Raw genomic sequence first — 23,374 nt, forward strand, 5'->3', positions numbered from 1 at the left:
TTTTGATACGGAGACGGAAGTTGCGACAGACATGGCGATGGTTCGGCCCCAAGGACCTCACCACCATTGACGATATCACCCAGGCCGGAGCGGTCGGGGTGGTGAGCGCGCTGCATCATGTGCCCAATGGCCAGGTGTGGACGCCCGAGGAAATCGCCAAGCGGCACCGGGAAATCGCCACCCGCAAGGATGGCAGCGATTCTGGCCTCACCTGGGACGTGGTGGAGAGCTTGCCCGTCAGCGAGGACGTCAAGAAGCAGAAGGGTAACTGGCGCGAGCACATTGCCAATTACAAGATCTCGATGCGGCACCTGGCCGAGAGCGGCATCGAGACCATCTGCTATAATTTCATGCCGGTGCTGGACTGGACCCGCACGGACCTCAGGTGGACCGTGCCGCATGGCGGCTCGTGCATGCGATTCGACATCAACGACTTCGCCGCCTTCGACATCCATATCCTCAAGCGTCCCGGCGCGGCGGCGGACTTCACCAATGCCATTGCCGATGAGGCGGCTCGCCGCTTCGAGCAGATGAGCGACGACGACAAGAAGCAGCTCGCGCGCAACGTTACCATGGGTCTGCCGGGCTCGACCGAGTCGATGTCGCTCGAGGACGTGCAGGCGCATCTCGACGAATATGGCGCGATCAGCCGCGAGCAGTTGCGCGCCAATTTCGTCGCCTTCCTCGAAGAAGTCGTGCCGGTCGCCGAGGACCTCGGCATGCGCCTCTGCTGCCATCCCGACGATCCGCCGTTTGCCCTTCTCGGGCTGCCGCGCATCATGTCGACGGCCGAGGACTACCAGCACATCCTCGACGCAGTCGACAGCCCTGCCAACGGCATGACCTTCTGCACCGGCTCGCTCGGCGCCCGGCCGGATAATGACCTGCCGGCGATTTTCGAGCAGTTCGCGTCCAAGGTGCATTTCCTGCATCTGCGCAACGTCAAGCGCGACGGCGCGGAGATTGCCGGCTCCTTCTACGAGGCCGAGCATCTGGGTGGCGACACCGACATGGTGGCTGTCATCGCGGCCGTGCTCACCGAAGAGCGCCGCCGCAAGGCCGAGGGCCGCAAGGATTGGGAAATCCCGATGCGCCCGGACCACGGGCAGGACATCATGGACGATCTCGGGCGGCGCTCGCAGCCGGGCTATCCGACCATCGGGCGGATGAAGGGCCTCGCCGAACTGCGCGGGGTGATGACCGCCCTCGACCACGCCCAATGGGGTCTGCGTCAGGGCTGAGGCGCCAGAGCAATTGCCGGGACCGGATCGACTGGTCCCGGCGCAATCAATCGACATCGAAGCCCAATCGAAATGACCGAATTGACTGCAACCGCATCGGGCTCAATGCGGCATTTCAAAAATACGCAATTTTAAGGCGAATACCGGACAATGCACCTATGTCCGCGCCTGGAGCCATTTTTTCCCGGATCAATGGGTTTGTCGACCGTGCCATAGGCGCGGACGGCCTGTCGCCTGCTGTTCGCGAAAAGCTGCTCGGCCATCAACTGGCCTCGGTGGCGCTGATGGCGCCGGCCCTGATGGCCACCTCTCTGATCGTCTCCGTCGTCTTTATGGTCGTGACCTGGGGCCTGCCGGTCTTCGGCCTGCTGGCGGCGCTGTTGAGCATGATCAACGTCATCCACTTCTCCGCCACCATCGTGGCCTCGCGGATCGAGGCCGGGCGCGCCGACAGCGATGCCGCATCACGGGTCGTGCTAATGGCGCTGGCGACAGGGGTGTTGTGGGCGACTGTCCTCTCCATGCTGCCGGTCGACCAGGACATGGCCATCCGCACCGTCGCGCTGCTGGGGGCGGGAGGCCTGCTCTGCATTTCGCTCATCGCGCTGATCAATTTCCCGCAGGCGCTCGCCGCGCTGACCATTCCCATCGTCGTCGGGTCGCTGCGCGGGCTGACCGGTCTGGGGCAATCGGGCGACATTCTTGTTCAGGGCACGCTGATCGGCGGCTTCACCTTCATTCTCGTGACCGTGGTGTTCAATCACGCCTCGTCCTTCGTGGCGCTGCGGGCCTCGGAAATGCTGGTCGAGGAAAAGGGGCAGATCATCGGCCTCTTGCTGCGCGAATTCGAACAGGCTGCCTCGGACTGGATCTGGGGCATCGACCAGACCGGCGCCGTCAACCGGCTGTCGGGCGGCTTCACCCGGGCGACCGGGGCCACGGAGGCCGACCTGACAGGGGCCGATTTCCTCGATTTCATGCAGCAGGTCACGGCGCCGTCCGATCCGCTGCTGCGGGAGATCGAGCGTGCCATCGCCACGCGCGAAACCTTCCAGGACGTGGAAGTGCGGATCACAGCCGGCGCCCAGGAATGCTGGTGGCGGCTGACTGGCAAACCGATTTTCGACGAGGCGGGGCAGTATCTGGGCTATCTCGGGACCGGCTCCGACATCAGCGACCGCAAGATCGCCGAGCGCCGCATCACCATGCTGGCGCATCATGACTCACTGACCGGCCTGCTCAACCGCACCCGGTTCACCGAACAGCTTGCGCTCAACGTGGCGCGGCTCGAGCGCTATGGCACGCCCTTCGCCGCCATGTTCCTGGACCTCGATCAGTTCAAGGGTGTCAACGACACCAAGGGCCATATGATCGGCGACCGGCTGCTCGTGGAAGTGGCCGCGCGCATCCAGGCGCAATTGAAGGAAACCGATGTCGCGGCGCGCTTCGGCGGCGACGAATTCGCCATTCTCCTGCCCGATACCGGCGACAAGGCCGATGTCGATGCCGTGGCGGCGCGGCTTGTCGCCCGCATGCGCGAGCCGTTCTTCATCGAAGACGACATGTTCCTGATCGGCGCCAGCGTCGGCATTGCCATGGCGCCCGACGACGGCATCCGTCCGGATCACCTGTTACGCAATGCCGATCTGGCGCTTTACCGCGCCAAGGCGGACGGACGCTCGACCCACCGCTTCTTTGAAAGCCAGATGGATTCCGAGCAGCGCGAGCGCCGGTTGATCGAGGCCGACCTGCGCGGCGCCATTGCCCGCAACGAGCTGGTGCTGCACTACCAGCCGCTGGTCAGTGCCATCGACGGACTGCCGACGGGCTTTGAAGCGCTGATCCGCTGGAACCACCCCACGCGCGGCCTCGTGCCTCCGGCCGAATTCATCGCCATTGCCGAACAGTCCGACCTGATCGTCGATATCGGCGACTGGACCATCAACCAGGCCTGCATGGCCGCAGCCGAATGGCCGGATCACCTGACCGTGGCGGTCAACCTCTCGGCCCGGCATTTCCGGCGTTCCGATATCGGCCGGGTGGTGCAGCAGGCGCTGCGGCATTCAGGTCTTGCGTCCCACCGGCTCGAAATCGAGATCACCGAGGGCCTGCTGATCGAAAACCCGGAAGAAGTGATCGAAAAGCTCGGGGAAATCCGGGCGCTGGGCGTCACCATCGCCATGGACGATTTCGGCACCGGTTATTCGTCGCTGAGCTATCTGCTGAAGTTTCCCTTCGACAAGATCAAGATCGACCGGTCCTTTGTCGAGGCGTCCACCAATGACCCGATCGCGCGCGATATTCTGCGTGCCATCGCCACCATGGCCAAGACGCTCAAGCTGCGGATCACCGCCGAGGGGGTGGAAACCGCGGAGCAGGCGGCATTCCTGTCGGAAATCGCCTGCCACCAGTTGCAGGGCTTCTACTTCGCCCGACCCCTGGCGCGCGCGGATCTGCCCGCTTACCTGCTGACAACCTTTGTCGGACCAAAGCAGGCGCTGATCGAGCCTTCTCAGGCGCTGGCCAGCTAGTCTTCCAGGAGATAGCCGCCGGCGCGCGCCGGGAGAATTTCGCTGCCCACGATCTTGGCTACCGAAGCGTTGATTGCGACAAACTTGGCGCTGGCGCGCGAGAGAATGATGCCATCGGTACCGGCACGGAGCGGCGTGCGGGCAAGGAAGGCGTCCGGCCCGTCCATGGCGATGATGTCGGCGACGACGTCGCCTTTTTTGACCCTGTCCCCGAGCTCGACGCGATAGGCCAGGAGGCCCGGCCTATCGGCGCGCAGCACTTCGGTCGCCTCGAACGGCGTCGGCCCGGGAGCCGGTTGGGCCGGGGCGGGCGAGGCGGCGATAATGCCGCGACCGGCGAAGAAATCGAACAGTCCCTGTGCATCCTCGGCGCCGACGGCATCGTGCGTATCGGCCTGGCCGCGATATTCAAGCGTCGCCGTTTCCGCGCCCATTGGGATGGGGAAGCCCGGATGGGCACGCTGGGCCTTGCGATAGAGATTGGGCAGGACCTCGTCGAAGGAGCCGCCGCCGCTGTCTTCGGCGGTGAGGGTGGCCGCCACCTGCATGCGATCGGCCAGGTCCTGCAGGCCGGGCATAAGGTCCGGCGAGGTGAAGATGTGCTTGAGGCTCTCGTCGTCGCAATGGAGATCGAGCACGATATCGGCGTCATAGGCGGATTTGAGGATGTGGAGCCGCAGGCGCTGGGCCGCAGTCACCGGCCGTTGTTCGTCGAGCCAGGCGCCGACAGCCTCACGGATAAGGGCGAGGTTGGCGCCGGTGTCGCTAGTCAGCTTGCCCGCTATGGCTTGGGCAATTTGCGGATAGAGATCGGGCCAGCGGCGGTTGAAATTGACGCCGGTTTCGAGGTCGTAGCGGCCGATATGGCGGCGCTGCACGCGGGTGGCAAGCCCCAGCGGGTTGACCGAGGGATAGATGACGAAGCGGGCGTTGAGCTTGCCCGCCGCATCGGCATCGCGGAGCATGGGCAGGAGGTGATGGAGGGCCATGGTGCCCGGCTGCTCGTCGGCATGGAGCGCGGCCTGGAGGTGCACCTTGGTTGGCGCGTCGTCCGGGCCGACCGTGTACCAGTAAAGGGTGGTGGTCTGGCCAGGGGCGTCGCCTGCAAGGTCGAGATGATGCTGTCTGAAGGTCATGCTGTGTGAGGCCTTGGGCAATCGTCAGGCGAGGCGAGCAAGCTTGTCCGCCATGGCTTGCGGCTTGTCGATGCGAGTCGAGAAATGCATGGTGCAGAAGATGCGCTCCACGCCCAGTTCGTGCAAGCGCTGGCAGCAGGCTTCGACGGCGGCGCTGACGGCGCTCATCTCGCCCTCGATATTGGTGCCGTTGGCATGCATTTCATGGGTCAGCGCGGTGGTGGCGAGGACCTCGCGCACCTCCCGAATATAGGCCGAGACCGAGGGCCCGACGCCCATCGGGACGATGCAGAGATCGGCGATTACCTTCATGGCTGCTCCTTGATCAGCGCCACCAGCTCGGCACGTAGCGCAGCCGCGGCTGGGCCGGCAGATGGCGCATCAGGTGCTGATAGACGAGGCCGAACAGGAAAAAGACCACGAGCGAGACAGCCAGGAAGTAGAGCGCGGCGACCGAAAAATGCAGGAAGGCATTATAGTCGCGCTCGAACAGGGTCTTGGCGGTCATCATCAGGTCTGCCTGTGCGCCAACCACGGGCAGGGCGAAATAGACGATGGCCGTGGCGTGGAACAGGAACACCACCTCGTTGGTATAGGCGGGCCAGGCGAGGCGGATGAGATTGGGCCAGACGACGCGGCGGAACTGCTGGCTGCGGCTCATGCCGAAGGCACGGGCCGCCTCGACCGCACCGCGCGGCACGGCGCGGAGCGCGCCATAGAAAATCTCCGCCGTATAGGCGGCGGTGTTGAGCACCAGAACCAGCGGACCGATGAAGAGCGGGTGCAGCACGAAGCCAGAAATGCCCAGTGGCTTCCACACCGTCAGGTTGAGCGACAGGGCCAGCGAATAGAACATGAAGAACTGGATAAAGAGCGGCGAGCCCCGGAAGGCGTAGATATAGCCGCGCGACAATCGGGTGATGACCGGATTGCTCGACGCCTTGCCCAGCGCCAGGAACACCGCCATGACGAAGCCCAGCGGGATGGAGGCGGCGGCGAAGTAGATGTTGAACATCACCGCCGGCAGCATGATCTGGAGATCGTTGAAGATGGCCTCCATCAGGCGGGCACCTCGCTGAGGATGCCGCGGCCGGCCCGGCGCATAATGGCCTCGAAGGCGCGCTCGGAGAGCCAGGTGACGAGGATGTAGAAGAGGAACAGCACGAGGTAATAGCGCCAGCGCCAGTCGTCGTGGACGAGCCCCACGGTGGGCAGGAAATTGGGGGCACCGAGCCGGTCGGCCCAGAGCACGATATCGGCGATCTGCAGCAGCGAAAGCAGCGACGTCGCCTTGACGATCAGCATCCAGACATTGCTGAGGCCGGGCAGGGCATAGACCCACATCTGGCGGATATGGACGCGCCACAGCACCTGGCTGGCGCTCATGCCATAGGCGCGCGCCGCCTCGAGCTGTCCGGCGGGAACGGCGCGCATGGCGCCATGGATGACATTGGTGGCGAAGGCGCCATAGACCAGGCCGAGCGAGACGCTGGCCAGCAGCAGATATTCGGTGGTGCCCAGGAACCAGTTGGCTTCACGGCAGGGCGGCCAGGGCGAAGTCTGGGCGGCGATGCTCTCGGGCGTACAGACCTGGGTGGCAACGAACCACTCCACGGCCTGTTCGAAGGCCAGCGGGAAAAACAGGAAGAACAGCACATCGGGCACGCCGCGGACGATGGACGAATAGATTGTGCCGATGAGGCGGAGGACGGCGAAGCGAGAATTCTTGAGCGTGGCGCCGGTGAGACCGAAGATCACGGCGAGGGCGCCGCCCAGCAGCGCGGCATAGATCGTGAACTGGAAACTCGCGTACCAGGTCAGGTGCTTGCCATTGGTGATGTAGCTGACCCAGAAGGCGAGGTCTTCGAACATGCCGCAGTCTCGGTTGAGCCTCTCCCGCGAACGGGAGAGGCAGGATTGAGCCGGTAAGGCTTATTCGGCGAAGAACGGACCCATGCCGTCGAACCATTCGGCGATGAGCTTGTCGACGGTGCCGTCGGCCTTGAGCGTGGCCAGGGCTTCGTTGACCTTGGCCTTGAGCTCGGCATCTTCCTTGCGGATGCCGGCGCCCACGCCGTCGCCGATCATGACGTCTTCACCGACGAATTCGATGGCGCCGTTGGAGGCGGTCACGACCGGGTCGAGGTAGGCGCCGTCGGCCAGGATGGTGTCGAGATTGCCGGCGGCGAGGTCAGCCATGGCCTGGTCGGCGGTGGCGAAGGTCACGACGGTGTTGGCGCCGCCGAGATTTTCCTCGGCATAGGCAGCCTGGATGGTGCCGCCCTGAACGCCGACGCGGGCGCCCGAGAGGTTGGCGAAATCGAGGGTGGCGCCGGCTGCGGCGACATACTTGGACGGATCGGGCGGGAAATAGTTGTCCGAGAAGTCGATGGTTTCGAGGCGCTCGTCGGTGATCGACATGCCGGCCATGATCAGGTCGTAGTTGCCGGCCAGCAGGTTCGGGATGATCGAATCCCAGTCGTTGATGATCCACTCGCAGGTGAGGCCGGCGGTTTCGCAGATGGCGTTGCCGAGCGCGATTTCGTAGCCGGCCGGCTCGCCGGCATCGTTGAGGAAGTTCCAGGGGGCGTAGGCGCCTTCGGTGGCGATGCGCACGGTTTCCTGGGCGAAGGCAGGGGTGCCGAGAGCCAGGACCGCCGCGGCGGCCAGCATCGTCTTCTTCATGGTCGTTCTCCGGTTGTTTGGTTCATATGCGATTGCGCCCGGTTTTCCGGGTCGGTTCCCAATGTCGTCACGCATGGTTGGCAGCATTGAGGAATTGCTTGAGACGGGCGGATTTGGTCGCGCCGAACACTTCGTCGGGCGTGCCCTCCTCCTCGATCAGCCCCTGATGGAGGAAGATGACCCGGTCCGAGACCGAGCGGGCGAAATCCATGTCATGGGTCACGAGGATCATGGTGCGGCCCTCGTCGGCGAGCAGCTTAATGACGCGCAGCACCTCGACTTCGAGCTCGGGATCGAGCGCGGAGGTGGGTTCGTCGAACAGCATGACGCGCGGATTGATGCAGAGGGCGCGGGCAATGGCGGCGCGCTGCTGCTGGCCGCCCGAAAGCTGTGCCGGATAGGCGTCGGCCTTGGAGCCGATGCCGACCTTGTCGAGCATGGCGCGCGCTTCCGCCTCGACCTCGGCCCTGTCGCGCTTCTGCACGACCAGCGGCGCTTCCATGACATTGCCCAGGACGGTCATGTGGGCCCAGAGATTGAAGGACTGGAACACCATGCCCAGTTCCGAGCGGATGCGCCGGATCTGGTTTTCGTCGCCGATGCGGCGGGCCGGGCCATCGCCGGAAAGGGCAACGGCCTCGCCATCGATCAGCACGTCGCCCCGGTCCGGGACTTCGAGCATGTTGATGCAGCGCAGCAGGGTGGATTTGCCCGAGCCCGATGAGCCGATGAGGGAGACCACCTGTCCCTCGCGCGCCGTGAAGGAAATGCCCTTGAGCACTTCGAGCGCACCGAAGGATTTGTGAATATCGCGCAGTTCGACGACCGGCGATGCCCCCGCGGTGACGGGTTCAGCCTGCTTCATGCTCACCATTTGGCCCTTTTGGGCGCCTTCCTGACTCGGCGATCGCCTTATTGTGGCTGGCAATCTTGACCGTCTGGTAGAAAACCAGAAGCGAGTGAGATAGCAAGCGAAAAAGCGGGTTTTGCCCGCACCGACGGAGGTGAGCCGGTCCATGTTCTTTGCAGTCTCGAAAGTGTTCTGGCTCCTGGTGCAGCCGATCAGCCTGGTGCTGCTGCTGATCCTCGCGGCCATCGCGCTGGTGGCATTCCACCGCCGCCGGCTGGCGATCGGTGCTCTCAGCGTGGCCGCGCTGATCGTGGGCTTCGGCGCTTTTACCAGTCTTGGCTACGTGCTGATCCAGCCGCTGGAGGACAGGTTCGCGCTGCCGCAGGCGGAGCCTGCCTCCGTCCGGGCCATCGTCATGCTCGGTGGCGCGACCAAGGCGCGGCCCAGCACGGCGCGGCAGACGGTGGCGCTCAACGATGCCGGCGAGCGGCTGACGACCACGCTATGGCTGGCCCGGCGCTATCCGGAGGCGTCGATCGTGCTGTCGGGCGGTGGCGGGCTCCTGGCCGGCGACACCGAGAGCGAGGCCGAGACGGCGCGCCGGTTCTTTCTCTCCATGGGGATTGCGGACGAACGGCTGGTGCTCGAGGGCGAGTCGCGCAACACGATCGAGAATGCCGAGTTCACGCGCGCCCTGATCGGCTCCGGCACGGGCGAGACGGTCTTGGTCACCTCGGCTTTTCACATGCCGCGCTCGGTGGGGCTGTTTCGCGCGCAGGGCGTCGATGTCATCCCCTGGCCGACCGACTATCGCAGCACCGGAAGCCAGACCCTGTGGCTCGATGTTGCCGACCCTAACGGCAATTTCGATACGGCGGCCACGGCCATGCGCGAGTGGATCGGGCTTGCCGTCTACCGGCTGACCGGCCAGATCGAGGATTTATTTCCGGCCCCATAAGCGAAAACGGCGCCCGGGGGGGCGCCGTTTAGATGCTTCAGCTCTTATTCCTTCACGTCCTGCGGAACAGGCCCACGACGAGCGAGATGACCAGGAAGGCGAGGAACAGGAAGAACAGGACCTGCGCAATGCCGGCCGACGCACCGGCGATACCGCCAAAGCCGAGGATGCCAGCGATCAGCGCGATCACGAGAAAGACGAGCGCATAGTAGAGCATGGGAAACTCCATGATTAGAACTTGCAGGTATAACGAATGCGCAAGTTCAAGAGTTCCGTTCCAAAGCAAAAAGGCCAGCACGTGCTGGCCTTTTCTATTATGTCCCGGCAGATCAGGCCGCGGCGCGCGAGCCTTCGTCGAAGAACAGCGCCTGGCTGATGAGAGCCTTCACCATTTCCGGATTGAACGGCTTGGTGACGAGGAAGGTGGGTTCCGGGCGTTCGCCGGTCAGCAGCCGCTCGGGGAAGGCGGTGATGAAGATCACCGGCACCGAATGGGTGTTGAGGATGTCGTTGACCGCGTCGATGCCCGAGCTGCCGTCGGCGAGCTGGATATCGGCAAGGATCATGCGCGGCTGGGTCTGGTTGAACAGATTGACCGCTTCCTTGTGGGTGCGGGCAATGCTCACCACCTTGTGGCCGAGGCTTTCCACCATCTGCTCGATATCCATGGCGATCAGAGGTTCGTCCTCGATGATCATGATCTCGGTCGCAACCTGGCGGGAGATATCGTTGGAGGCTTCGTCCAGGAGCGCGGTGAATTCAGCGTCGGAGATGCCGAGGATTTCGGCCGCCTGCGCATGGTTGAAGCCTTCGACGGCGACCAGCAGGAAGGCCTGGCGGGCGCGGGGGGCAAGGTTGGCGAGGTTGGCTGCTGCGCGCTTTTCCCAGGCAAAGCTGGAGCTTGGCTGGGGGATGGAGACGGCCGAGGAGGTGAACAAAGCCGAGAAGAGCTTGTAGAGCGAGATTCGATCGCTCGAAGCCTCGGGGAACAGCGTGATGTCGGCGATCAGTGCTTCAAGCGTGGCGGCGACATACGCATCGCCCGAAGTCTGTGATCCCGTGACAGCGCGCGAAAACCGACGCAGGTACGGCAGATGCGGAGCGATCCGCGTGGACAATGACATTGAAGAAGACTCCCAGGTGACGCTTTATGGTTCTGAACCTCACGAAGGGCCACAACGCCGGGTTGCAATTAAAGTTCCCGTCGCTGGAACTTTTCCATTTTCGGCGCATTTCGCTGACTGGGCAAGCCGATACAGGCTGATCGGTCGGGATACAGGATGAAGAAGGATAATCTGGTGACGCAGCAACGTGTGCGTATGCAGGCGGGGCGGGCGGAAGATGGGCTCGGTCCGACATCGGACATCGGGTCGCGTCTGCGCGCGCTCTATGGTGCTGTGCAGGACGAGGGGGTTCCCAACCAACTCCTGGACCTGCTCGAAAAGCTCGACAATGCCGAACAGGCTCAATCCCAGGCCGCCAAGAGCGCGCCCCGGGACGGGGAGTGACGGCATGGCCGCCGAGGGAACCTCGTTCAAGCGAGAAATGCTCGCAACCCTGCCGAGCCTGCGCGCCTTTGCCGTCTCCCTGACGGGCAAGCACGACAAGGCTGACGACCTGGTGCAGGACACTGTCATGAAGGCCTGGGCCAAGCAGTCCAGCTTCGAAATGGGCACCAATATCAAGGCCTGGCTCTTCACCATCCTGCGCAACGAATTCTACAGCCAGATGCGCAAGCGCGGACGCGAAGTGCAGGACACCGACGGCGTCTTCACCGAAAGGCTTGCTGTGCACCCGTCCCAGTATGGCTCGATGGACCTTGAAGATTTCAAGGCCGCGCTGTCCAAGCTGCCGGACGACCAGCGCGAAGCCATCATTCTGATCGGCGCCTCGGGCTTTTCCTATGAGGAAGCCGCCTCGATCTGCGAATGTGCCGTGGGCACGATGAAGAGCCGCGTCAGCCGCGCACGCACCCGCCTCACTGAACTGCTCAAGATCAGCGGCGAGTCCGACTATGGTCCGGATGCGGTTTCCGCCCAGGTGACATCGGGCAACAGCTTCTAGCCGCCGATATCCCGGATGGCGGCCTCGATGGTGTCGTCCGGGACCGGCTTTATGAGTATGGGTGTGCCGGGCAATCCCGGCACGCCGGATGCCAACCTCGAATCGGCGCTGAGGCCGAGCACCCGGATGCCGCTCTGCGAAATCGAGCGCGCCAGTTCGATCAGATCCGGCCGGTTGGATTCCAGCTCGATCACGGCCAGCGACGCGCTGGACCACTCGGCCGCCCGGTCGAACGCCTCCGAAGCGCTGCGGCACACGACCGGATGCGCGGCAAAGCGCGTTTCCAGCACGGAAGAAATGCCCAGTCCGATGATGAATTCGGTCTCGACGATGAGAACCGTGCGGCCGGCATGCATGGGCGGACTTTCTACGCGTTGACCCGCTTGATGGCTGTGCTCGCGGAAACTGTCATTTAACTTTGACATGTGGAACGGGCGGCGCGGCTCCAGCGTTTGGAATGCGGTCTTTCCAAGCGTCAGGAAATCCAGTGAACTTCCTCCTTCCCATTTCAGGTCGCAGGGTAGCCTGCGAAAACTGTCCGTTGCGCCCGTTGTCGGCGTTCCGGGACTTTTCTCCCGCCGAACTCAGTTTCATTTCCGGTTTCAAAACCAGCGAGATAAGCGTCGATGCGGGCTCGGTCATTCTCGCCGAAGGCTCCAGCAGCGCGCATCTTTATACCCTGCTGTCGGGCTGGGCGTTCCGCTTCAAGGTGCTCGACGATGGCCGCCGGCAGATCCTCAATTATCTGTTGCCGGGCGACCTTGTGGGCCTCCAGGGATCGGTGATCGGAGAAATGGACCACTCGGTCGAAGCGCTTTCGCCGGCGGTGCTTTGTGTATTCCAGCGCGATCGGCTCGATGAATTGTTCTGCAATCATCCCGGCCTGGGTTTCGACGTCACCTGGCTCGCGTCCCGCGAGGAGCGGATGCTGGACGATCACTTGCTGAGTGTGGGGCGTCGCACTGCACTCGAGCGAGCCGCCTATCTCCTGGCATTCCTGCACGAACGCGCGGTGGCCGTGGGTCTCGGCCAGTTCAGCGGTTTTATCCCGCTGACCCAGCAGCACGTGGCCGACACGCTCGGCCTCTCGATCGTTCACACCAACAAGACATTGCGCAAGCTGGCAAATCGCGGTCTCATCGAATGGCTCGGGCGCAGTTGCCGGGTGCTCGATCCCGTCGAACTGGCCCGCGTCGCGGGTTGGGACGGGCCGGGCGAACGCCTGCGGCCGCTGATCTAGGGGGCCTCAATGCTGCCACGGGGGACAGGCAAAGCTGCGCTTCGTTCGAGGCCTGTCGTCATTGGGCGCTGGAGATGAGCGTCGTGACCGACCGGGCGCAGAGATCGGATGCAATCAAGCCGGGCCGGCGCGCGACGAGGCGCCTGGCCATCTGGGTTTCCCTGGGGCTGTTGTGCCTGGCTGCGGTGGCGGCGCTGATGCTCATGCAGGGCATCGACCGGCAGCTCAACGACATCACCAAGACCTATGCCGTGCGCAATGCCGCGCGCGAATTGACCCACGCCCTCAGCCAGGCCGAAGCGAGCCAGCGCGGCTACATGCTGACGGCCGATCCACAATTCCTGCAGCTTTATCGGGACGCCGTCTCCGGCCTCGACAGCCGGGTGGCGACGCTGCTCGACATGACCGCCGACGACCAGGGGCAAAGTGCCCGCGTCGCCAGCATTACCGGCGATATTTCCAGCAAGATGGCGGAGATGAACCGGACGGTCGAACTAGTGACCACCGAGCGGGGCGAGGAAGCACAGACGCTGACCGAGACCGGCATGGGCGCCCGCCTGATGGCGGAAGTCAGCGCGACGCTGGAAGACTTCATCGCCGAGGAAGACGCCAAGCTGGCGAGCCGCAACGCCGCCATCGACCAGACCCGCACCGGGCTGGTGGCCGCGCTGATCGCGGCTTTGGTGGCGGCCGCCATCCTCGCCTATGCGCTGTTGATGCGGTCGCAAAAGCAGGTGAGCACGCTGACCCAGCGCCAGCGCGGCCTGCTGACCCAGAACGAGGCGCTCGAGGCGGAAGTGGCGGAGCGTACCCGTGACATCGAGGAGGCCCGGGCCCGTGCCGAGCGCGAGCGGCAGCGGGTGGAGGCACTGTTGCAGGACACCAATCACCGCATCGGCAATTCTTTGGCCACGGTGTCGTCGCTCCTGGCGCTGCAGATGATGCGCAGCGGCTCGGAGGCGGTCCGTACGGCGCTGGAAGCCGCCCGCCTCCGCGTGCACGCGGTCGCCTCGGCCCATCGCCGCCTGCGCCTGGGCAGCGATCTCGAAACCGCGAGTGCCGACGAATTCCTCTCGGCCGTGCTGGAGGATCTCGCCGAGACCCAGACGGATGGCGGACGGGTCAAGCTGCGCCATGACCTGGCGCCGATCGAGGTGAGCGCGCGCGACGCGACGACCCTTGGCATCCTGGTCGGGGAACTGGTCACCAATGCGCTCAAATACGCCTTTCCGGACAATGGTCGCGGCGAGATTGCCGTCACGTTCGGGCGCAATGACGAAGGTATTCCGGTGCTTACGGTCAAAGACGACGGCGTCGGCATGCCACCAGCCGACGATGCGGGCGAGCCCGGGCTGGGCTCGGTCATCATTCGCCAGCTTTCCGAGCAGTTCGGCGGCAATCCCGGCTATCGGACGCCAGCAGAAGGCGGTACGGAAGTGGTTATCGTGTTGCCCGAACTCGGGCCGGCGCCTGCCCCGTCCCAGAAGGATGATCTGCTTTGAAGATCCGAGCCATTCTCAATCGCGACGGCGGCACGCTGAGGACGATGGACCTCGACGCGTTCTGCACCAGGGCCAAGGAAATATTCGCCGCCGAGGGCCACGAGCTCGATTGCCGTGTCGTCGCCGGCAAGTCGGTGGAGGCGGAATTGCGCAAGGCCGTCGGCGATCCCGCGGTCGAGGCGGTGCTGGCCGGCGGGGGCGACGGGACGATATCGGCCGCGGCTGCCATGGCCTTCAAGCACGGCAAGCCACTGGCTGTGCTGCCTGCGGGGACGATGAACCTTTTTGCGCGATCGCTCGGCATGCCGCTCGAGCTCGACAGGGCGCTCCTGGCCATTGCCCGAGGGACGGTAGGGCGTGTCGATATCGCGACCGCCAATGGACGGCCGTTCGTCCATCAATACGGGGTCGGCATCCATGCGCGGCTTGTGCGCATCCGCGACGGGATGGTCTATCGCAGCCGGGTCGGCAAGATGCTCGCGAGCCTGCGGGCCATCATGGCCTCAGCCCTCAATCCCCCGGAATTCGACGTGGACTTCCACACCGAAAAAGGCGATCGGACCATGACGGTGTCGGGGATCGCGGTGTCGAACAATCCGCTCGACGACAGCCCGGTTCCTGTCGCTGAAACGCTCGATGGCGGCCGTCTCGGGGTCTATGTCGCCCAGAAGGTCACGAGCCGCGAATTGCTCAGCCTTGCCTTCGACGTCATGACGGGACGCTGGCGCGCCAATCCGGCGGTCAGCGAGACCGAGGTGCGCGACCTGGTGCTACGCTTTCCCAAGCGTAAGCGCGGGACCCATGCGGTGGTGGATGGCGAGCTGATCGATCTCGAACAGGCGGTGACCCTGCAGATTCATCCGCAGGGCCTGCCCGTTATCCTTCCTGCAAAAGACCTGCCGCCGCGCGTGGGCTAGTCGCGGTCGCCATCCTGCGGCGTGTCCCGCAGAAAGGCGAAGGCCGCCACAGCGGCCAGCGGCAGCCCGACCTTGAGGAAAAGCGGCGACCTGGCCACGATGGGCAGGGCCGTGATCGCGGCTGTGGTGATGAGGGCGCTGGTTTCGCTTGCGCGCCGCTTCTGGGCGACTTCGCGCTGGCGCTTGCTGCGGCCAATCAGGGAACCCAGATAAACCGCCAGCGCCAGCAGAAGGAAAGTGCCGGCAAAAATCAGCGCCGAGTAGATCGGGCCCACTATATCGGCCAGCGCCATGTAGCCGGCCGCCAGCAGGAAGCCGACGGCCACGAGGCTGAAGAGACCGACCAGGCCATAGACCAGGATGGCCGATTTAGCGCGGGCCGTCAGCCCCTCGACTTCAAGGCCAAGGAGCGCGGCAAGCGGGGCAATGAGACCCATGTTCAGTGCCGGGTGAGAAGGGCCAGAACAAATCCGATGCCGGCCGCGGCGGCCACGGCGGTCAGCGGCTTTTCGCGAATGGTATCCTTGAGCTGCTTTTCTGCTTCACCGGCCTGGTCCTGCGCGTCGCTCAGGAGGCGTTCGCCCTGCACCTGCAGGTTGCCCACCTGAGCCTTGGCCAGGCTCTTGGCCTCGTTGACCTTCTCGCCGGTCAGCTTCGTCAGCGTGTCGCGGATGGCCTTGAGGTCGGACTGCAACTGGGCAACCTGCGCCTCGAGTTCGCGCTCGGAGAGGTTAGCCTCGGCGGAGGCGGCTGCCTTCTCGATGCGCGCCTCGGCGGCGCTGGCGCGGGCAGCGCGGGTGCCGTTGCTGGTCTTGGCGCGATTGGGTGCCATGTCGGGGGTAGATGCCATTGGACGCTCCTGTGTGGTTGTCCGCTAAACGCAGCCAGGCGGGGGAAGTTCCCGCAATTGCGGACCTCGAAAAAAGGCGGTCCCGGCAAGCGGGGGGGCGAGCCGGGACCACGAGCGCGGACGGAACGGGGGCGACCATCTGTCCGCTGAAGGGCACGTTCCTTGACGGAAGACCAGAGGGACCTGGCGTGCCCGATTGGATTTGCCGGCTAAATTCGGCCCATCAGCACGAGGATCAGCACGACGACGAGGACGACGCCGAGGATGCCGGACGGGAAATAGCCGAAGCCACGCGAATATCCCCAGGTCGGTAGCGCGCCGATCAGCAGGAGAATGAGAATGATGATGAGAATAGTGCTCAGTGTCATGAGCTAAGCCCTCCAGGATTGCTTTGTGCGCCGGTGTTTCGATGTGCCGCCCGACCCTGAGCTGCACATCCCGACGCGGGTCTCTTCTTAGATCAGGACCACCAGCAGTGCCGTGGCCGCCGCAAGGATGAGCGATGCGGGCAGCATGGCAACGGCGAGCTCGGCAAACCGGGGCTGATGACCGTACTCGCCATCCCACGTAGCGGTGGTGGCGCGAGCGCGTTTTTCATATGTCCTGGCTTGTGCGTAGTTCATCCTGACCTCCTGCGACCCGGACCACCGGGTCTTCGTGGCGGAGGCTCAACCCCCGCGTGCCAAGAGAACGGAAAGACGGCGATTTGGTTCCGTAAGGCCCTATTCGACCCGCAGCACGTCGACCGATTGGCTGGTCTCATGCGAGCCATGGGTGCGCAGCACCCCGACAATGGGGGAAATGTCGGCATAGTCCCGGCCGTGGCCGATGGAGATGTGATCCGGCCCCGCCACCATTGCATTGGTCGGGTCGAACTCGACCCAACCGACATGCTGGCCACACCATGCACGCACCCAGGCATGCATGGCATCGGCGCCTTCGAGGCGCGGCTTGCCGGGCGGCGGATTGGTGCGCAGGAATCCGGAAACATAGCCCGCCGGTATGCCCAGGCCACGCAGCCCGGCAATCATGACATGGGCGAAATCCTGGCACACGCCCTTGCGCAGGGCAAAAGCCTCGGCTGGCCGCGTTTCGACATCGGTGGCCTTGGGGTCGTATTTGAAATCGCGGTTGATGGCCATGCAGATCGCCGTGGCCACGGCCAGTGTGGTCGGCTCGCTTGCTGCCACTTGCATGGCATAATTGGTGATATCGGGCACGAGCTGGACACGTGGCGACGCGGCGAGAAAATGCTGTGGGCTGGCCGGCGCGATCGACCAATATTGCGCGACTTCCCGCGCCAGTTGCGGCAGCGGCGGGGAGAGATCGGCCGGCGGGGTCAGATCTTCCACCTGGACGCGGGCCGCCAGGCGAATGGTCAACTTGTCATGCGGCTCCACCATGGTGATGGCGGTGACCGTATTGCCGAAGAAATCGAGAAACCCGCTTTGCAGCGATGGGGCGGGATCGACGGTGAGCGAGGAGGCAATGACCCGCTGCACGCCCGGCACGTTGGCGGGGGAGACGCGAATATGGTGACGACCGCCATGGACCGGGGCGTCGTAATCATATTCGAGTGCGAGGCGGATGTCGTAGAGCATGGTCCTCAGGTGAAATAGGCCGCGGCGATCACGCCGGACAGCATGCCGATATCGGAAGCGAGGCGGTCGAGCCGTTCGGGCGTCAGTTCATGGGGTTCGATGATCACCAGTTCGGTGTGGATCTGCAGCGCCAGCTTGGCCGCCGGGGAAAGCTGGCCGTCATCGACGCCGCCGGGCAGGGTTTCGATCTGGCTGCGCAATTCGGCAAGCTGGAACAGCGCGGAACGCGGATTGAGCGGATCGAGCACCAGGAGGTCGACGACACTCTGGGTGCCGGCGCTGACCGAATAGCGGCGGCGATGCGACATGACGCTGTCGCCGATTTCGAGCAGCATTTCGAGCGACCCGTCAGGGGCGTCCTTGGCTGTCAGCCAGGCAGTGGCGCGGGCGATCTGGATGGCCCTTTCGAGCCGGCGGCCGAGTTCGAGGAAGCGCCAGCCGGCGAAGCGATACATGTTTTCGTGCACGAGGCCGGAGAAGCCTGCCAGCTTGCGCAACAGCACCGTCATGGCCCGGGTGGCGTCGTCGCCCGAGCTGATGCGCGTCGCGAAGCGCTGCGCGGTTTTTTGCAGGTCGTTGAGTGCCAGCCAGCCATCGGGCGAGAAGCGGTCGCGGATCTGTCCGGCGCTGTGCACAGCGCTGTCGATGGAGGCCAGCAGGCCCTGCGGCATGGCCTCGGTGGCATCGACATCGATGGTTTCGAGGAAAGCGGCCGCATGGGTCAGGATCGGCAGGTCGGGTTTGGAAAGCTCGGCCAGCCGGGCGTTGTAGGCGCGAAGGATACGGACGGTGGCTTCGCAGCGCTCGGCATAGCGACCAAGCCAGATGAGATTATCGGCGGCGCGGCTCGGCAGGCTGCCCGGCGAATTGCGGACCAGCTTCTGGCCCTCGACGGGCAAAAGCGAAACCTGCTCGACCGGCTTGGAGGACATGACCCACACGTCCGCCGCCTGGCCGCCGCGCTGCATGGCAATCGCTGTCGTGTCGGTGGTCGACCCGACCCGCGCAAAGCCGCCCGGCATGATGGTCCAGCCGTTCTCGGTGCGGGCGGCATAGACACGCAGCGTGATCGGACGGGGCTCGAGGCGGCCATCGACATAGACCGGGGCGGTGGAGAGGCGCACCGGCTCCTGCCCGACATAGTAGCCGCCTTGCGCCGCGATGCGCTGCTTGAGCTGGGTCTTCTGCTCGGCGGTCATGCTGGCCCCGAGGGCAGTGCCGCGCAGGTCGTCGAACGGCAACTGGTTCGAGAAAGCCGGCCCGATCATCAGGCTATCGAAATTGTCGAGCACATATTCCTGTTCGGCGCCCTGGCCGCACCACCAGGTGGCGATTTCGGGCAGTTCGAGCCCGGTGCCCAGGAGATGCTTGCAGATGCGCGGCATGAAGGCGGCCAGCGCGCGGGTTTCGAGAATGCCGGTGCCCAGGGCATTGATCATGGAGATCGAGCCCGAGCGTAGCGCCTCGACCATGCCGGGAGTGCCGATATGGCTGTCATAGCGCAGTTCGAGCGGATCGGCGAAGCTGGCATCGAGACGGCGCCACAGCACGCTGACGGGCTTGAGCCCGGCCACGGTGCGGACCATGACCTGACCACCCTCGACCACGAGGTCTTCGCCTTCGAGCAGCATCAGCCCCAGATAGCGCGCGATATAGGCGTGCTCGAAATAGGTCTCGTTGAGCTGGCCCGGCGTCAGGATGCCGACGCGGCCGCCATCCCGCCTGGCCTGGGCAAAGAGTGTGTCGCGGAAACCGCGGAAGAAGCCGGCGAGCCGGTTGATGTTGAGGCCGGAATAGATGTCGGAGAGCGCGCGCGTGGTGGCGACGCGGTTTTCGAGCGCAAAGCCGGCGCCCGAGGGCGCCTGGGTGCGGTCGCCCAGGACCCACCAGGCGCCATCCGGCCCGCGACCGAGCTCGAAGGCACAGAAGTGCAGGTAATGTCTGCTCACCGGCTCCACGCCGACCATGGGACGCAGGAATTCGCCATTCTGCGCCACCAGTTCGGGCGGCAGGAGCCCTTGCTGGACCAGGGTGTTGTTGCCGTAGATATCGGCGACGATGCGCTCGAGCAGCTCGGCGCGCTGGGTCAGGCCGCTCGAAATCTGCACCCAGTCGGCCTCGCCGATGAGGAGAGGAATGTGCGCCAGCGGCCAGGCGCGCTCCTTGCCCTCGGCGCCATCATACTTGCGGTAAAAGACGCCGGCATCGCGCAGATACTGGTCGGCTCTCTCGAACCGCGCTGCAAGTTCGGTCGGGCCCAGCGCGTCGAAGGCCGACATGAGCTTGTCCCAGCCCGGCCGGATGCGGCCGGACGGATCGATCATCTCGTCCGGCACGCCGGGCAAGAGATGATAGTCGGCTATGATGCCGGGCCCGGCCGGAGGCTTGCCGCGGGTCTGGTGGTTGCGCGAAGTCATGGCATCACGTGAACCGTGGCGGACGCCGCAGGTCAAGCGTCAGCGGGAACTCATCCGCAGGCTTTTCAGCGCCGAGCGTATAGGCGCCGGGCGTGTGATTGTGCGGCACGAAGCGCGCGAGCCGCCTTGCCTCGGCCTCGTTGCCATTGACCGGGAAGGTTTCGTAATTGCGCCCGCCCGGATGGGCAACATGGTAGGTGCAGCCGCCAATGGCGCGACCTGTCCAGGTGTCGAAGATGTCGAAGACCAGCGGCGCATGCACAGGCATGACCGGATGCATGCCGCTGGCTGGTTGCCAGGCCTTGAAGCGCACGCCGCCCACGACCTGCCCGGCCTTGCCGGATGGTTTCAGCGGCACCGGGCGCTGGTTGCAGGCGACGCGGTAACGGGAGGGATCGGCGGTTTCGAGCCGCACTTCGAGCCGTTCGACCGAAGAGTCGACATAGCGCACCGTGCCGCCGATGGCGCCCTGCTCACCCATGACGTGCCAGGGCTCGAGCGCCTGGTGCAGTTCCAGCCTGACGCCTTCGACGCTGACCTCGCCGCAAAATGGGAAGCGGAATTCGAGCTGGGCTGCGAACCATTCGGGTTCGAAGGCGAAGCCGTGCTGGCGGAGATCGTCGAGGACGGCAAGGAAATCCTGCCAGACAAAGGTCGACAGCATGAACCGGTCATGGAGGGCCGTGCCCCAGCGGGTGAAGTCGCCGCGCGCCGGTTCGGCCCAATAGCGGGCAATCAGCGCGCGGACCAGCAGTTGCTGGGCCAGGGACATGCGGGCATTGGGTGGCATTTCAAAGCCGCGGAATTCGACAAGCCCGAGCCGGCCGGTGGGGCCATCGGGTGAATAGAGCTTGTCGATGCAGATTTCCGCCCGGTGGGTATTGCCGGTGACATCGACCAGAAGGTTTCGGAACAGCCGGTCGATCAGCCAGGGCAGGGGCGGCGTGCCCTCGCCGGGCGCGGGGACCTGGGCGAGGGCGATTTCGAGTTCATAGAGACTGTCGTGGCGGGCCTCGTCGAGGCGCGGCGCCTGGCTGGTCGGGCCGATGAACATGCCCGAGAACAGATAACTCATCGACGGGTGCCGCTGCCAATGCAGCACCAGAGACTTCAGGAGGTCCGGGCGCCGAAGGAATGGGCTGTCATTGGGCGTGGCGCCACCAACCACCACGTGGTTGCCGCCGCCGGTGCCGACATGCTTGCCGTCGATCATGAACTTGTCGGCGCCGAGCCGCGACTGGCGCGCCTCCTCATAGATTGCGGTCGTGGTAGCGAAGCAATCATCCCAGCTCGCGGCCGGGTGGATGTTGACCTCGATGACGCCGGGATCGGGCGCAACGCGGATGACGTTGAGGCGCGGATCGTGGGGCGGGGCATAGCCTTCCACATGCACCGGCTTGCCAATCTGGCGGGCCGCGGCCTCGGTGGCTTCGATCAGTTCGAGATAATCTTCCAGCGCCGCGACGGGCGGCAGGAACACACAGAGCCGGCCGTCGCGCACCTCGACGGTCAGCGCGGTGCGAACGCTGGAATCGATCTCGTCGAGCACCTGCTCGTTGCGGTTCTGGGTCTCGGTCGCGGCGGTGAAGCTGGCCGCCGTCTGCGGGCGAATGTGCGCTTCCGGGCGACTGGCCGAGAGGATAGTGCCCGGTTCGGGCAAAGGCGGGCGCGGAACGCCGGGGTCATCAGGCACGATGTGGGGATAGGCGGTGGCGCCGAGATGCCGGAGGCTCGACAGGGGCAGGCGATAGCCGGCGGCGCTGTCGCCGGGGGCGAGATAGAGTTTGCCGCGCCGCGTCTTCCACTGCTCGGTGATCCAGCGGCGCCCGGTGGCTGCCGCGTTCCAGCGCTGGATGGGCAGCACATAGCCGGTGGGATTGGTGAGGCCGCGACCAAACACCGTAGCAATGCGGGCCCGTTCTTCCGGGTCCGAGAGTTGGGAATTGGTTGGATCGACATTGTCGGGAAGCTTCGCTTCCTTGAGGATCCACTCAGCCGGATCCTCATAGGCGGGGAGGACGGTATCGCCAGCCAGCCCAAGATTGGCGGCGATGGCGCGGTTCAGCGCCTCGGCATCGGCCACGGTGACGTCGTAGCGGACGCCTTCCCTCGCAATGAGGCTTTCGTCCTGCCAGACCGGCTTGCCGTCGAGCCGCCAGTAGAGCGAGAAGGTCCAGCGCGGCAGGGTTTCTCCCGGATACCACTTGCCCTGGCCGTGATGCAGCATGCCATTGGGCGCGAAGCGATTGCGCAGGCGCCGGACCAGATCATCGGCGAGTTTGCGCTTGGTCGGGCCGACGGCGCCGGCATTCCATTCGTCCGCCTCGAAATCATCGATGGAGACGAAGGTGGGTTCGCCGCCCATGGTGAGCCGAACGTCCTGTTCGGCCAGCACGGCGTCGACCTTGTGGCCGAGGTCGTTGAGGCGGTCCCAGCTTTCGTCGGAGAAAGGCTTGGTGATGCGCGGATGTTCGGCGACGCGGGTCACCTTCATGTCGAAGGCGAAATCGACTTCCGCATAGGATGCAAAGCCCGAGATCGGCGCGGCATTGCGATAATGCGGGGTGGCGGCGAGCGGCACATGACTTTCGCCGGTGAGGAGGCCCGAGGTGGGGTCGAGGCCGATCCAGCCGGCGCCGGGCAGATAGACCTCGCACCAGGCGTGAAGGTCGGTGAAATCGTGGTCGGTTCCGGCGGGTCCGTCGAGCGAGACGAGGTCGGGCTTTAATTGAATCAGGTAGCCCGAGACGAAGCGGGCGGCAAAGCCGAGATGCTGCAGGATATTGACCAGCAGCCAGCTTGAATCCCGGCACGAACCCTTGCCATTGCCGAGCGTCTCTTCGGGCGTCCAGACGCCCGGCTCCATGCGCACGATATAGCTGATGGCCTGCTGCAGGCGGGCATTGATTTCGGTGACGAAGGTCACGGTATTGCGCGGACCCTTGTCGAGCCCATCGAGGAAGTTCTGCAGCAGCGGTCCTGCCGGCTCGGGCTGGCGATAGATCGACAGGTCGGCGCGCAGGTCCTCTGGATAGTCGAAGGGCCAGGTTTCGGCGCTTTCCTCGACGAAGAAATCGAACGGGTTGTAGACCGTCATGTCGGCAACGAGATCGACTTCGATCTTGAGTTCGGTCACCGGCTCGGGGAAGACGAAGCGGGTCAGGAAATTGCCATAGGGATCCTGCTGCACGTTGACGAAATGCAGCTCGGGCGTGACCCGCAGGGAATGGCTCAGCACCTTGGTGCGCGAATGGGGCGCCGGTTGGAGACGGATGATCTGCGGCTGCAGGACGACCGGGCGATCATATTTGTAGTGGGTCAGGTGATAGATGGCGGCTTTGATCGACATGCAGCTTTGTCGCTCGCTTTCCAGGCCACAGAA

24 protein-coding genes are annotated in these 23,374 nt (G+C 64.6%); 8 read left to right on the forward strand and 16 right to left on the reverse strand.

What is annotated here, in order from left to right:
* The first annotated feature begins 20 nt into the window (after nt 1–20).
* Both uxuA and JEQ47_RS00830 read left to right on the forward strand, forming a co-directional pair.
* Nucleotides 21–1,241 carry a mannonate dehydratase gene (gene uxuA / locus JEQ47_RS00825; protein ID WP_198874493.1) on the forward strand — a complete coding sequence of 407 codons (1,221 nt, stop codon included), beginning with the start codon at nt 21–23 and terminating at the stop codon, nt 1,239–1,241.
* Nucleotides 1,242–1,399: 158 nt separating this feature from the next.
* Nucleotides 1,400–3,772, forward strand: coding sequence for a putative bifunctional diguanylate cyclase/phosphodiesterase (locus JEQ47_RS00830; RefSeq protein WP_198874494.1), 2,373 nt, complete (start codon nt 1,400–1,402; stop codon nt 3,770–3,772).
* On the opposite strand, the gene JEQ47_RS00835 is transcribed toward JEQ47_RS00830, so the two are convergent.
* The 6 genes from JEQ47_RS00835 to JEQ47_RS00860 all read right to left on the reverse strand — a co-directional run bounded on the left by JEQ47_RS00835 (nt 3,769) and on the right by JEQ47_RS00860 (nt 8,458).
* Complete coding sequence (locus JEQ47_RS00835) at nt 3,769–4,908, reverse strand: succinylglutamate desuccinylase/aspartoacylase family protein (RefSeq protein WP_198874495.1); 1,140 nt, start codon at nt 4,906–4,908, stop codon at nt 3,769–3,771. The genes JEQ47_RS00830 and JEQ47_RS00835 overlap by 4 nt on opposite strands.
* Nucleotides 4,909–4,932: 24 nt before the next feature.
* The gene (locus JEQ47_RS00840) at nt 4,933–5,220 is read right to left on the reverse strand and encodes an MTH1187 family thiamine-binding protein (protein WP_198874496.1); all 288 of its coding nucleotides are present in this window, start codon (nt 5,218–5,220) and stop codon (nt 4,933–4,935) included.
* 13 nt (nt 5,221–5,233) lie between these two features.
* Entirely contained in the window at nt 5,234–5,968 is a 735-nt protein-coding gene (locus JEQ47_RS00845) for an ABC transporter permease (protein WP_198874497.1), read from the reverse strand.
* The gene (locus tag JEQ47_RS00850) at nt 5,968–6,780 is read right to left on the reverse strand and encodes an ABC transporter permease subunit (RefSeq protein ID WP_198874498.1); all 813 of its coding nucleotides are present in this window, start codon (nt 6,778–6,780) and stop codon (nt 5,968–5,970) included. The genes JEQ47_RS00845 and JEQ47_RS00850 overlap by 1 nt, the downstream gene beginning before the upstream one ends.
* Nucleotides 6,781–6,840: 60 nt before the next feature.
* The gene (locus tag JEQ47_RS00855; protein ID WP_198874499.1) at nt 6,841–7,593 is read right to left on the reverse strand and encodes a transporter substrate-binding domain-containing protein; all 753 of its coding nucleotides are present in this window, start codon (nt 7,591–7,593) and stop codon (nt 6,841–6,843) included.
* 67 nt (nt 7,594–7,660) lie between these two features.
* Nucleotides 7,661–8,458: an ABC transporter ATP-binding protein gene (locus tag JEQ47_RS00860; protein ID WP_198874500.1), complete on the reverse strand. Its 798-nt coding sequence runs from the start codon at nt 8,456–8,458 to the stop codon at nt 7,661–7,663.
* Between the two features lie 151 nt (nt 8,459–8,609).
* Between JEQ47_RS00860 and JEQ47_RS00865 the strand changes: the two genes are divergently transcribed.
* The gene (locus JEQ47_RS00865) at nt 8,610–9,401 is read left to right on the forward strand and encodes a YdcF family protein (RefSeq protein WP_198874501.1); all 792 of its coding nucleotides are present in this window, start codon (nt 8,610–8,612) and stop codon (nt 9,399–9,401) included.
* A gap of 52 nt (nt 9,402–9,453) precedes the next feature.
* On the opposite strand, the gene JEQ47_RS00870 is transcribed toward JEQ47_RS00865, so the two are convergent.
* Together JEQ47_RS00870 and JEQ47_RS00875 are read right to left on the reverse strand one after the other, a co-directional pair.
* Nucleotides 9,454–9,618, reverse strand: a complete 165-nt coding sequence (locus tag JEQ47_RS00870) for a DUF1328 domain-containing protein (RefSeq protein WP_198874502.1) — start codon at nt 9,616–9,618, stop codon at nt 9,454–9,456.
* A gap of 112 nt (nt 9,619–9,730) precedes the next feature.
* The gene (locus tag JEQ47_RS00875) at nt 9,731–10,525 is read right to left on the reverse strand and encodes a response regulator (RefSeq protein WP_198874503.1); all 795 of its coding nucleotides are present in this window, start codon (nt 10,523–10,525) and stop codon (nt 9,731–9,733) included.
* Nucleotides 10,526–10,699: 174 nt separating this feature from the next.
* Here JEQ47_RS00875 and JEQ47_RS00880 point away from each other — a divergent pair, with 174 nt between their 5' ends.
* Together JEQ47_RS00880 and JEQ47_RS00885 are read left to right on the forward strand one after the other, a co-directional pair.
* A complete protein-coding gene (locus JEQ47_RS00880) occupies nt 10,700–10,909 on the forward strand; it encodes a NepR family anti-sigma factor (protein ID WP_407931769.1) in 210 nt (69 codons plus the stop codon).
* A gap of 4 nt (nt 10,910–10,913) precedes the next feature.
* The gene (locus JEQ47_RS00885) at nt 10,914–11,465 is read left to right on the forward strand and encodes an RNA polymerase sigma factor (protein ID WP_198874505.1); all 552 of its coding nucleotides are present in this window, start codon (nt 10,914–10,916) and stop codon (nt 11,463–11,465) included.
* On the opposite strand, the gene JEQ47_RS00890 is transcribed toward JEQ47_RS00885, so the two are convergent.
* A complete protein-coding gene (locus JEQ47_RS00890) occupies nt 11,462–11,821 on the reverse strand; it encodes a response regulator (protein ID WP_198874506.1) in 360 nt (119 codons plus the stop codon). The genes JEQ47_RS00885 and JEQ47_RS00890 overlap by 4 nt on opposite strands.
* A 101-nt stretch (nt 11,822–11,922) precedes the next feature.
* Here JEQ47_RS00890 and JEQ47_RS00895 point away from each other — a divergent pair, with 101 nt between their 5' ends.
* The 3 genes from JEQ47_RS00895 (at nt 11,923) to JEQ47_RS00905 (ending at nt 15,124) form a co-directional block, all read left to right on the forward strand.
* Entirely contained in the window at nt 11,923–12,705 is a 783-nt protein-coding gene (locus JEQ47_RS00895) for a Crp/Fnr family transcriptional regulator (protein WP_198875684.1), read from the forward strand.
* 74 nt (nt 12,706–12,779) lie between these two features.
* A complete protein-coding gene (locus tag JEQ47_RS00900) occupies nt 12,780–14,207 on the forward strand; it encodes a sensor histidine kinase (protein ID WP_198874507.1) in 1,428 nt (475 codons plus the stop codon).
* Nucleotides 14,204–15,124, forward strand: a complete 921-nt coding sequence (locus JEQ47_RS00905; protein ID WP_198874508.1) for a diacylglycerol/lipid kinase family protein — start codon at nt 14,204–14,206, stop codon at nt 15,122–15,124. Before JEQ47_RS00900 ends, JEQ47_RS00905 begins: the two co-directional genes overlap by 4 nt.
* Here the strand turns inward: JEQ47_RS00905 and JEQ47_RS00910 are convergent.
* From JEQ47_RS00910 to JEQ47_RS00940, 7 genes are all read right to left on the reverse strand, one after another.
* Entirely contained in the window at nt 15,121–15,561 is a 441-nt protein-coding gene (locus JEQ47_RS00910; protein WP_198874509.1) for a hypothetical protein, read from the reverse strand. The two genes, JEQ47_RS00905 and JEQ47_RS00910, sit on opposite strands and share 4 nt — an antisense overlap.
* A gap of 2 nt (nt 15,562–15,563) precedes the next feature.
* Nucleotides 15,564–15,974, reverse strand: a complete 411-nt coding sequence (locus JEQ47_RS00915; RefSeq protein WP_198874510.1) for an ElaB/YgaM/YqjD family protein — start codon at nt 15,972–15,974, stop codon at nt 15,564–15,566.
* Between the two features lie 209 nt (nt 15,975–16,183).
* Entirely contained in the window at nt 16,184–16,342 is a 159-nt protein-coding gene (locus JEQ47_RS00920) for a DUF3309 family protein (RefSeq protein ID WP_198874511.1), read from the reverse strand.
* Nucleotides 16,343–16,429: 87 nt separating this feature from the next.
* Nucleotides 16,430–16,597, reverse strand: a complete 168-nt coding sequence (locus tag JEQ47_RS00925) for a hypothetical protein (protein ID WP_198874512.1) — start codon at nt 16,595–16,597, stop codon at nt 16,430–16,432.
* 99 nt (nt 16,598–16,696) lie between these two features.
* Nucleotides 16,697–17,575, reverse strand: a complete 879-nt coding sequence (locus JEQ47_RS00930; RefSeq protein WP_198874513.1) for a transglutaminase family protein — start codon at nt 17,573–17,575, stop codon at nt 16,697–16,699.
* A 5-nt stretch (nt 17,576–17,580) separates the two neighbouring features.
* Nucleotides 17,581–19,992, reverse strand: coding sequence for a circularly permuted type 2 ATP-grasp protein (locus tag JEQ47_RS00935; protein ID WP_198874514.1), 2,412 nt, complete (start codon nt 19,990–19,992; stop codon nt 17,581–17,583).
* A 4-nt stretch (nt 19,993–19,996) separates the two neighbouring features.
* Nucleotides 19,997–23,341 (reverse strand): transglutaminase family protein, encoded by a 3,345-nt coding sequence (locus JEQ47_RS00940; protein WP_198874515.1) that lies wholly within the window; start codon nt 23,339–23,341, stop codon nt 19,997–19,999.
* Nucleotides 23,342–23,374: the final 33 nt, after the last annotated feature.

The sequence above is a fragment of the Devosia sediminis genome, assembly GCF_016411825.1.
GTDB lineage: Bacteria > Pseudomonadota > Alphaproteobacteria > Rhizobiales > Devosiaceae > Devosia > Devosia sediminis.